General features: G+C 40.7%; 10 protein-coding genes and 2 pseudogenes. 7 read left to right on the top strand and 5 right to left on the bottom strand.

Annotated elements, in window-relative coordinates; all coding sequences use genetic code 11:
• Positions 1-176 precede the first annotated feature (176 nt).
• Both JC606_RS22150 and JC606_RS22145 read right to left on the bottom strand, forming a co-directional pair.
• Positions 177-456 (bottom strand): annotated as a pseudogene (locus JC606_RS22150) (hypothetical protein).
• Positions 442-846: pseudogene (locus JC606_RS22145) on the bottom strand (patatin-like phospholipase family protein); the annotation flags it as partial. The pseudogenes JC606_RS22150 and JC606_RS22145, both read right to left, overlap by 15 nt.
• A gap of 425 nt (positions 847-1,271) precedes the next feature.
• Between JC606_RS22145 and JC606_RS22140 the strand changes: the two are divergent.
• Positions 1,272-2,330, top strand: a complete 1,059-nt coding sequence (locus JC606_RS22140; RefSeq protein ID WP_186170774.1) for an aminotransferase class I/II-fold pyridoxal phosphate-dependent enzyme — start codon at positions 1,272-1,274, stop codon at positions 2,328-2,330.
• Between the two features lie 168 nt (positions 2,331-2,498).
• On the opposite strand, the gene JC606_RS22135 is transcribed toward JC606_RS22140, so the two are convergent.
• On the bottom strand, positions 2,499-2,831 hold the full coding sequence (locus JC606_RS22135; protein ID WP_004741737.1) for a winged helix-turn-helix transcriptional regulator: 333 nt from the start codon (positions 2,829-2,831) through the stop codon (positions 2,499-2,501).
• 89 nt (positions 2,832-2,920) lie between these two features.
• Here JC606_RS22135 and JC606_RS22130 point away from each other — a divergent pair, with 89 nt between their 5' ends.
• The 3 genes from JC606_RS22130 (at position 2,921) to JC606_RS22120 (ending at position 5,773) form a co-directional block, all read left to right on the top strand.
• Positions 2,921-3,208 carry a YciI family protein gene (locus tag JC606_RS22130; RefSeq protein WP_186170775.1) on the top strand — a complete coding sequence of 96 codons (288 nt, stop codon included), beginning with the start codon at positions 2,921-2,923 and terminating at the stop codon, positions 3,206-3,208.
• Between the two features lie 411 nt (positions 3,209-3,619).
• The gene (locus JC606_RS22125) at positions 3,620-5,128 is read left to right on the top strand and encodes a DUF3360 domain-containing protein (RefSeq protein ID WP_198779460.1); all 1,509 of its coding nucleotides are present in this window, start codon (positions 3,620-3,622) and stop codon (positions 5,126-5,128) included.
• Between the two features lie 243 nt (positions 5,129-5,371).
• Entirely contained in the window at positions 5,372-5,773 is a 402-nt protein-coding gene (locus tag JC606_RS22120; RefSeq protein WP_137408886.1) for a YunG family protein, read from the top strand.
• Between the two features lie 231 nt (positions 5,774-6,004).
• On the opposite strand, the gene JC606_RS22115 is transcribed toward JC606_RS22120, so the two are convergent.
• A complete protein-coding gene (locus JC606_RS22115; RefSeq protein ID WP_198779459.1) occupies positions 6,005-6,721 on the bottom strand; it encodes a sugar isomerase domain-containing protein in 717 nt (238 codons plus the stop codon).
• 156 nt (positions 6,722-6,877) lie between these two features.
• Between JC606_RS22115 and JC606_RS22110 the strand changes: the two genes are divergently transcribed.
• The 3 genes from JC606_RS22110 to JC606_RS22100 all read left to right on the top strand — a co-directional run bounded on the left by JC606_RS22110 (position 6,878) and on the right by JC606_RS22100 (position 8,921).
• Entirely contained in the window at positions 6,878-7,735 is an 858-nt protein-coding gene (locus tag JC606_RS22110; protein ID WP_198779458.1) for an AraC family transcriptional regulator, read from the top strand.
• Between the two features lie 450 nt (positions 7,736-8,185).
• Positions 8,186-8,434, top strand: a complete 249-nt coding sequence (locus JC606_RS22105; RefSeq protein ID WP_137408884.1) for a hypothetical protein — start codon at positions 8,186-8,188, stop codon at positions 8,432-8,434.
• A gap of 229 nt (positions 8,435-8,663) precedes the next feature.
• Positions 8,664-8,921, top strand: coding sequence for a hypothetical protein (locus tag JC606_RS22100; RefSeq protein WP_105025161.1), 258 nt, complete (start codon positions 8,664-8,666; stop codon positions 8,919-8,921).
• Positions 8,922-9,349: 428 nt separating this feature from the next.
• Here JC606_RS22100 and JC606_RS22095 read toward each other — a convergent pair whose 3' ends face one another.
• Entirely contained in the window at positions 9,350-9,574 is a 225-nt protein-coding gene (locus JC606_RS22095; RefSeq protein WP_198779457.1) for a hypothetical protein, read from the bottom strand.
• Positions 9,575-9,661: the final 87 nt, after the last annotated feature.

Below are 9,661 nucleotides of genomic sequence, written 5' to 3'. Positions count from 1 at the left end.
ATCGAATAATTACAGCTCCCCTACTTCAACGCTTCCATTGATGCTGTTTTGTACAGTTTAGCATTGTTACATTGCCTCATTCCTCAAGGTAGTAAACGATTAATTACCTTGGCAAAGGTTGGTAGGTTGAAAAGGAAAGTAAGGTAACTCATAACTTCCTGACAAACACTGAGAGGCTAAATATTGATCAATAATCTGCGCCATTCATTCACAGTGACGCAATATTGATAATAGGAAATTGACTACGAAATTGGGCGGTAAGTATGGCCTTTTACCTTTATGAAGGGCGTTTCAGCATTGCGTCAAAGTCGCTCCATTATCTGGCTGGTGTGCGTTCTCGATAATCTGCATATCAGCGTTTTTTTGATAGTAAGTTGTTAACCAAGAGATAACCTGCTCTTCTATGCTTGTGGGCACGATGAAATCTTTTGCCACCATCACAATGGCAGACTGCATCGCATCAAACGCTTGGTTGACAGCGTCATAAACTGCAAAGTTAATTCTCATTTTGCTTTTTACGATATTGCCTAGATTAGCGATAAAATGAGTAGCCTTATCGCGCAGATTACTCTCTTTTGTCGTCTGGAAATCCGTTGTCCTTCTTGTGTAAGCGTATCAGGTCACCACTTAAGTTCACAGCTACAGTCACATCTGTGTTATCGCCGAACGTTGATGCAATCGGTACAGGATTGAGCACTCCGCCGTCAATGAGTTCTTCGCCATTGATGACATGAGGTGCAAAGAACGTCGGAAGAGAAATATAGGCTCAATAGCATCAAAAAGAGAGCCGGACTTCAGCCAAACCTCATTCTCAGCCGCGACGTTGGCAGCAACTGTCCCACAAGGGCCCCAGATTAAGTGCACATTTACCCTTGGCACTTTTCGACTCAAAAGTATTCGAAAAGCCAGTGTGTTCATTGATTTAAAGGGGTATAGGTGAAACAAATTAGGGTTTAATTTTTTTGACTACGTTATCGTGAACTGGAAATAAAAGCGTAGGAGAGCCCTAACTTAATGAATGAGTCCTTCAACTCAACTGTAAAATATGCAATAAAACGCTTACTGAAGGAATCAAGAAACGCTTTCAATTTTCCTCTTGTTTGTGTGGCATACACTACTGTTAAAGCAATCGCTAGGTCAGTCAGAACCGCATTAGAACCAGTGAATTTGAAACAAAATTCCAGTAAAACCTAAGCAATTTTAAAAGGTAGTTTCAAGAAGCATTAGGGTAACTAAGCTTCTATAAAGTTAGATGGCGTTGAGTAAACAACATGAATATTAATCAAAGAATTAGAGGCGATCACGCCTCTTACATTAGCAATTTATACACTATTGATTGCCGACTTGGAACTAACCCCAACGGTGCTCCACCCTTATCTGATGCAATAAAAGAGACACTACTCGATGATCTAAGCGATTATTACTCTTTTAACCATATCGCGAAGTTATCAGTGTTGACGGCTAACTATATCGGGACCGCTCCGGACCGCGTTTTTTTCTCTAATGGCTCTATGCCCATGCTTTCGACGATTTTCTCTAAGTTACTCGGCGACAATATGACGATGCTCGGCTTGGGACCCCAATTCGTGGATGCAGTATCTGAGTTTATACAGCTCGGAGGCTCTTATAATGCCCTCAAATATAGCCCTGGCATTATTCCTATTTTCTGCGAAGAGATCAGAACCACTGCCCCATCAATTGTTTATATTGACAACCCAAACAATCCAACCGGTCGAGCATACTCTCGCGAGGAATTAGAGCCAGTAGTCGAGGCTTGTCAAGATTCTGACTCAATACTTTTAATCGATGAGGCTTATGGGGATTATTTAAAAAAGAGTGAGAGTATGGCTCAGTTTGCCAACGAATTTAATAATGTTGTGGTAACACGTAGTTTTTCTAAGGGGTTAGGCTTAGCATCTTGTCGTCTTGGCTACGCTGTAGTCTCTCCTAATTTACGAGATTATTTGTCAAGAATCATTATCCCATTCACACCATCACTGACGTCAATCAAGATCGCTTGTGATGTGTTACCAAATATCGACAGCTTTCTTGAGAAGTGCAAAACAGATTGCCGGGAAATCAAAAAGACGATGATCGACGAACTACAACAATGCGGAATAGAAGTCTTGCCGACAAATGACGAGACGCCGATTTTTTTGGCTTATAAAAGAGGTGAAAACTTAGCTAGCTGGTTTGATGACCGCGGAATATTGGTCGAGTCCGCTCACCATTTTGCACTAACAGACAGCACATTAACTAAAGAGTATTGTCGACTAAGGATCGTTGGTAACACACACGACCTTGAGCACTTTATCTACAGACTAAAATAGCCTTGCATTCTCATTTTCGTAGGATTTCAACCAACCACTTTCTCACCTATCTACATACTCCTATATGCGGATGCAGTCTATTTGGTTTGAAATGTGGTTGATTATCACAGACGGCTTCTTTTATCGCAGATAATAATTCAATCCATTTAACGTCTATCTGTTAAGCTATTATTGCTTCGATATTTTATCTTCCCACTCTGCCGCCCAATCTCTTAAAGGGTCGAGTGTTTGCATTAAAGACACTCCTAACTCTGTTAGTTTATAGCCTTCCGATGTTGTAAAAACTAACTCAGCTTCAGTTAACTGCTTAATCCTAGTATTTAAAACCGAAGGGGACATGCTGTCGCATCGTTGTTGTAGCCCTCTGAAGCTCAAAGGTTCAGAGTTCAGCTCCCACATGATCCTCATATTCCACTTTCGGCCCAACAGATCGAATAAAGCCATGATGGCTATACCCGAGCTAGATCCTCTTACTAATTTTTTAGGTAATGGTGTTGTCATAAATCTTGCGCTTCTAAAAGCGTAGCGATATGATTCGCTACGAAATAAGTAGCAATTTTATATCAATTTATTTGAAAAGCGAGAATTATATGTACCTAGTAGATATGACCTTTACAGACATGACAAAAATAACTCCAGAGCTAACTGATAAGCATAAGAATTATCTTGAAGGAGAATATAAATCAAACAATCTATTGTTTGGTGGGAGGAAAGTACCTAGAACTGGGGGCATACTTATTTCGCAACATGCAAGTAAACGAGAGCTTGAGCAAGTATTAAATTCAGATCCATTCATTAAAAGTGGAGCTGTCACGTATTCAATTACTGAATTTATTCCTGTAATGGCTTCTAAAGCTTATCAAGGTATCGTAGCCTAACAAAAGAGCATGGCGTCAATAATTGATTTCTGACGCTATTTTTGTCCCCCATTAAACGGCCTCTGTTTCTTCCCTCCCTAATCACAACAAGTGCGCTACAAAACATGAACCAATCGATTTTCTCGAGTCTTTCTAACCTAGCACTTTCATACTGAACGATACCTTATTAACCCTGAAGCTAAACCTCCTACAAAAAACAAACTATCTTGCGGCTTCCACGCTAACCAAGGCACTCTACGACTAATGTCTAACTACCTGAGTCTATTTGTTTTTTTGGGTTTGGTATAAGGTACTAACAACTAAATGTTAACGAATTTTTAATTATAAGTTGACGTATTGTTTACACATCTGCATGAGTCAATAACGTTTGTTGGAACAACACACCTTAGAGTGTGAAAGAAAGGAATCAAAATGAGCAGTACTTTAGAGTCCGTAAATATACCAAGAGAGGAGCCTCAGACCCAAGAGGACGAACTCTCCTATGAACAGCAACACAAACCAAGCTCAGAGTTTGAAACCCGAGAACAGTATCTAGAGCACGAATTACAAATCATGTCGCCTAAGCGCTGGCGTCCAAATTTACCGTTTAAAGATTATCGATTTGAGATAGAAGACACCATCCCAGCCATGGCCGCGACCATTGGTAAAGTGGTTATGGTGGGCGCGATTGCAGCCACCTTTGCTGGTGCTCTCGGGTTAAATGAAGACTTCATTCTAGAAAACGTTCGATACGAACTCCTTATCGCCTCTGTCTTCATCATTCTTTTCTCTGGCTTTCTACTACCAACGGCTAACCTCGCAGGTACACACGGCCCACTTATTCCATTAATCCCTATTGTTGTTGCCGCTGGCGGTCACCCAATGGCCTTTGGCTTGCTGATTGGCGCATTCGGCTTGCTGTTAGCCATCAGTAAAGGCGGCAGTATGTTGGCTAACCTCACCAGTAAAGGTGTGTGTGGCGGATTGCTGCTCTACCTTGGCTTCGTGGGCACCGCTTCTCAAGTGAAAAAGCTGTTCGCTTGGGCAGAAGGCATCGGCATGAGCCACATCGCTTTTGTCGTGATCTTCTGCACCATTATCTTGTATGCACTATTGGAGCACTTTCGTAAACGTTGGTTAGCTGTGCCTCTTAGCTGCTTGCTGGGTGGTGCGATTGCATTTGCCATGGGTGCCCCATTCGCTTTCCACACAGAGCCTGGCCTACCGAACATGAACCCTATGTATTGGTGGGGAGAAGATACTGGTTGGATGCTAGGCCTACCGACGATTGAGCACTTCATGGTAGTACTGCCGTTCGCGATTCTAGCGGTAGCGATGTGGTCACCAGATTTCTTGGGGCATCAAGTATTCCAAAAGATCAGTTACCCAGAGCGTACTGAAAAAGTGCACATGAACATTGACGACACCATGACCACAGCGTCTATTCGTCAAACATTCGGCTCGCTACTTGGTGGTACTAACTTTACGTCCTCATGGGGTACTTACATTGTACCTGCGGCGATTGCAAAACGTCCTATCCCTGCGGGTGCTCTTCTGACGGCTCTGTTCTGTATTATCGCTGCGATTTGGGGCTATCCGATGGATTTAGCTATCTGGCAACCGGTACTGTGTGTCGCTCTGATTGTAGGTGTATTCGTTCCACTGCTAGAAGCGGGAATGGAGATGACACGTGAAGGGAAAACCACTCAATCAGCAGCGATTGTTGTGTTCTCATCAGCGCTTGTAAACCCAGCATTTGGTTGGTCTATCACCATGTTGCTAGACAACTTAGGCTTAGTTGGCTGTAAAGAACGTAGTGGTGAACTGAGTAAGATGAGCCGTTGGGTACTACCGGGCATTATGTTTGTTGTACTAACAAGCGTGATGGCATTGGTTGGCCTTCTACCAGGCATTCCAGCGATTATCCCAAGCTTTCGTTAAGCTAGACTGATAGCTAACTTCCATAGTAATACAAAGGCTTTGAAGCCTTAATTTATCTATCTATGATTGCTTGGCTAACTCATCCGGTTCCGTCAACACAGTGTTACAATGCTATCGTTGCTCAAAAACCGGAAGTCACAAGTTAGTCAAAGTCACTCAATTACAATTAATTAGCACTATCGTTAACTTGATTCCTCAATAATGCTTGGGGTTTTATGTCGCGAAGGCATAGCAGGAATACATATGAATCCAAGTCTCAGCGAAGTATTGCAAGCTCTTCAGGACAGTTGGTCTATAGACAGCACTGATGAGCCAGAAAATTGGAACCCGTCCAACCCGAGCCGTGGGCAGTGCGGGATGTCCTCACTCATAATAAATGACTACTTTGGTGGGAAGTTAGTGCTATGGAAAGTTTTTGTGGGTGAAGAACAAGACGGCGTACATTATTCAAATGAATTACCAGACGGCACTCCATTCGACTCGACTGGTGATCAGTTTTGGGATACAGAGGAGTTAAAAGAACCTTTATCGTTCGAAAGACCAAGTGAACTACCAAAGAATGGAGCTGACCGTTATCTGCGACTATCAGATTTGGTACGTAGTAAGTTGGAACGCAAGCAGGAAGAAAAGTCCATCTCAACCTAAGTTTCAAGGTATATGACTTAAAGAAGCCCACTACGAAGTGGGCCCAAGTTTATTAATTTGAATAAATTTAAGTTCTCTATTTTAGGGAAAATCCATTACCAATTTATATCTAAAAACAATCCTTTATTTTATGTGTATCATTCGAATGATTAGCTTGGAACATCCTATCGGGTGTAATCGAAACATATCGCTTACCCATTGTTACTTCAATGCTAATTGTCTAGCGCCTATCTACATAGATTTTAATCGAGATCCAAAATGCTGATATACATAGTCATTGTCGAAACCATCAACATTCTGACTCGAGAAAATTAGCGGTGTAGAACCTTGATTTAATGCTGCTTTCTGGGACTCCACAACTAACATGTTCATGATCATCATGCCCGCTATGCTTGAAAAAGCGCCCGTCACTTTTCCGTTTACATTACATAGGCCATCACCAGGCGGAACCTGATTATCAATAACAATATCAGCAATATCCATCAACTTTAGACCAGAGCTATGGCGGCTTGGATATTTCGACGACTGTTCGATCGACGTTATCGCAATAACTTGATGTCCTTTAGACTTAGCAATCTGTGCGAACTCTATTGGGAGAGCATTCCGCCCTGAATTAGAAATGACCATCACTACATCATTAGCTGAAATATTCTGTTCATTCCAAATAACTTCGGCTAATCCTGGCAACTTTTCCATAGCCGAACCTCTTAGTGCACCATCATTGGTTAGTAGCACCGAGTCTAAGATAGCATTGACATTACCAAGGCCACCAGCTCGAATAAATCCCTCTAGACCAACCATGTGCGAGTGACCTGTCCCTAGGACTTGTATCATATTGTCGTTAACAATAGCTTGAGCAAATAACTCCGTTGCTTGAGATAACGCCTTTTGGTTGACCTCCACAAGTGAGGTAAGCTTTGGTATTAAACGATTCAAGTATTCAGACATGCTTGTGTTCTCCTGTACTCTTTGACGATGATTCAAACATATCAGCCCTACCTTACATTAGTGATACTATTCCACTAAAAAGTGATACTTTTATTGATAATTGAAAAATACGTGTCAATATGCGTTCACATAACCAGTAATTTAAAACGGCTTGGAATGAAAGCAACAATACAGAAAGTACCTCAAAGGCATGGCTGGTCCTGGCGCTATAAAAAATTTGAAGAAACCTTCAAACCGGAAAGCTGGCATGCTCATCAAGAATTTGAACTGGTTTTGCATCGCAACTTTCAAGGTAAATCGAGAATTGAAACCTTTGAAGGGCAGATAAAACACAACGAACTACTACTAATTGGCCCAGGCCTTGCCCATAGCTTCGAATCACGAGATTCAGATGAAAAACATCCGTGTGAAACTCATGTCATCTGGTTCAGAGAGGAGTGGATCGGCCAACTCATGTACAGCAGTACCGAGCTTCGACAGTTGGCTCCTATCATTCGCAATGCCAACAAAGGTATAAGGTTTACAACACAAACAGCAGAGAAGGTTTACCAACACCTCATTAACTTTAGTGAACTATCCCCAATTGCGCAGCTTGCAGTCTTCATTCAGGTTTTGGGAGAACTGTGCTCTGATCAACATGTTATCGAGCTACTGCCCTATTATTCGCGAGGAGAAAAAGAAAAGGCTAGTAATGATTTCAGCAAAATAGATAAGGTTTGCCAGTACATAGATCTGCACTATTCATCAGATATTACTTTGAAAAAGCTTGCTAATTACGTACATGTAAGTGAAAACACTGTACATCGTTGGTTCACACAACACTTTAACGAAAGTTACATCACCTATTTAACAAAGTTAAGGTTGAATCATGCTTCGCAATTGCTCACAACAACGTCGCAGCCCATTAGCTTAATTGCAGAAAGAGTAGGCTATACTAATCGCTCTAACTTTAATCGCCTTTTTAAAAAGTACAAAGGCACATCACCTTCAATGTACCGTCAGAAATTCAGATGAACAATTGTTTATTCAAGCCTTGCCTGATTTACACGATGCAATCCTGTATATTTTAACACTTCAGTCGTCTCATAAAGGTTCATACAGAGTTATTTATCAACTCCGAGAACCCAATTTACTTTAGCGTCGAAAACGCGCTTTCCCCTGGCACTACCGCCATCACGGACAAGGCACAAAATACACCGATTCTTGTTTGCAGCATGCGTTATATGACAAGAGAAACGTGCTAAATCTAGAGATGCTTACCAAAAACATTCCGAGTCAGCTTACGAATTTATCTTCCTCGACTAACCTCCGCACTCCAAGCCTCTACTTCTTCATGCCATAGTTGATCTAATAGATAAAAAGCTCTAAATATCTGGACACACTTTTATTCACAGAACTTGTTGATGTTGAATATGTCATTAACCACCATAATCCGAATACTTAATGATCACACAGGACGTAAATATGGCTTCATTTCAATTTTATAAGAAAGATACAACGTCAACACATTTAGATGTACATAGTGACTCATTTGCGAGAGAAAACGCTCAACTTATTGAGCAAGAGTTCGAGCCAATAGGTGACATTATAGAAGCAGAAAATAGCCAAATTGCGCATGAAACGTTTAAATCAATGTGTGACCATGAATTAGAAACCTTGGCGAAGTCGCAACTATTGGTAGGGGTTCTTACTGCGGGAGCTGGCAGTGTGTAAACATCACTTTGCTGTCAATTTACTGCACTGACTCGACTTATTTAACGTAGATCACACTAAGCTGGGCTATATCGTCTAACATTGAGGTGGGACTAAGTCTCAATAAATATTAGATATTTTCGCCTTGATGTGGTGTTTGTTTTGCTTCAGACAGAGGTAAACTTTAAAATTTTCTTGCTAAAAAGGTAGAAAACTTTATAGTATTCTCAAGTTAAAAATGAGAACAAACATGTCATTGCAAAAAAAACAATCCAAAGTATCACTGAACATCAAAATCCCTTCAGACTTGGATGCTCGCCTTAAACTAGCGAGAAAAGCAGCGCGTGAACAAGGGCTTATGTTCAATGTATCCCAAGAAGTTGAAAAGTTTCTTGAGAAAAAATTAAAACAAGTTGAACGTCAATTATCTATAGATGAGGAGATTAAGAATAACCTAAAGGAACTTGGTGGATTTGATATAGATGAAATGATGAAATCGATGGATTAAAAATACTAACACGTATTGATTTAATTGAATTACAAACGATAACAAGTGTGGAGATGATTATGGGTACAATAATTGGACTGTTAATTTTAGTTGGGATAGATTTACTCTTAGAGCGTCAAACGGGGCTTCATTTACATCAGTGGATTGCAAAAAAAATTCAAGACTCTCAAAACAAGAAATAATCGATTCTCATAAAAGTGAAAGAATTCATTATTTTGCCGGTTTGATGTAAGAATTGCTTGTACCAAACATAGGAGAAAATGGTATCAAGCGCTGATAATAAAGATTGGTATTATCAGTACCGACCTACATAGTCGAGTTTTTAGAAATGCAGGCTCAACGATTCTCAAAAACTAAGGCCAAGTGATCACGAGGCCTTAGTTTTACCTATCTAGCAACTTCCCGCTCCCCATTTTTGGTCCAATCATTTAAGTGTAGCTGAGTCCGTTTTGCCACTGCTTTCGAAACTCTTCAAGCTCATTAATAAATAACTTAAAACGATTAGGAGTATGTAGACTTGGCTTATAGAAAGCATAGAGATGATTTACTTCGAACCATAAGTTATGGAACAACGGTATTAATTGACCACTTAACACATACTCTCTAGCATGCGTAATCGGAAGTAAGGCAATACCTAAGCCTTCTAACGCCATAGAAGACCCTGTAAATAATTCTGTGTAACTGATCTTGGTTACAAGTATTCAGTTAATCGATCTTCGAACATAATCATAAAACGGTTT

The sequence above is a fragment of the Vibrio sp. IB15 genome (assembly GCF_016406055.1).
GTDB classification, from domain to species: Bacteria; Pseudomonadota; Gammaproteobacteria; order Enterobacterales; family Vibrionaceae; genus Vibrio; species Vibrio chagasii.
The sequence above is the reverse complement of the archived record's forward strand: the minus strand, read 5'-3'. Positions and strand labels throughout refer to the sequence as shown.

Bases quoted from the DNA above. Each gene is read 5' to 3' on its own strand.
- JC606_RS22140 (WP_186170774.1), top strand. From the start codon at position 1,272: ATGAATATTAATCAAAGAATTAGAGGCGATCACGCCTCTTACATTAGC.
- JC606_RS22135 (WP_004741737.1), bottom strand. From the start codon at position 2,831: ATGACAACACCATTACCTAAAAAATTAGTAAGAGGATCTAGCTCGGGT.
- JC606_RS22130 (WP_186170775.1), top strand. From the start codon at position 2,921: ATGTACCTAGTAGATATGACCTTTACAGACATGACAAAAATAACTCCA.
- JC606_RS22125 (WP_198779460.1), top strand. From the start codon at position 3,620: ATGAGCAGTACTTTAGAGTCCGTAAATATACCAAGAGAGGAGCCTCAG.
- JC606_RS22120 (WP_137408886.1), top strand. From the start codon at position 5,372: ATGAATCCAAGTCTCAGCGAAGTATTGCAAGCTCTTCAGGACAGTTGG.
- JC606_RS22115 (WP_198779459.1), bottom strand. From the start codon at position 6,721: ATGTCTGAATACTTGAATCGTTTAATACCAAAGCTTACCTCACTTGTG.
- JC606_RS22110 (WP_198779458.1), top strand. From the start codon at position 6,878: ATGAAAGCAACAATACAGAAAGTACCTCAAAGGCATGGCTGGTCCTGG.
- JC606_RS22105 (WP_137408884.1), top strand. From the start codon at position 8,186: ATGGCTTCATTTCAATTTTATAAGAAAGATACAACGTCAACACATTTA.
- JC606_RS22100 (WP_105025161.1), top strand. From the start codon at position 8,664: ATGTCATTGCAAAAAAAACAATCCAAAGTATCACTGAACATCAAAATC.
- JC606_RS22095 (WP_198779457.1), bottom strand. From the start codon at position 9,574: ATGGCGTTAGAAGGCTTAGGTATTGCCTTACTTCCGATTACGCATGCT.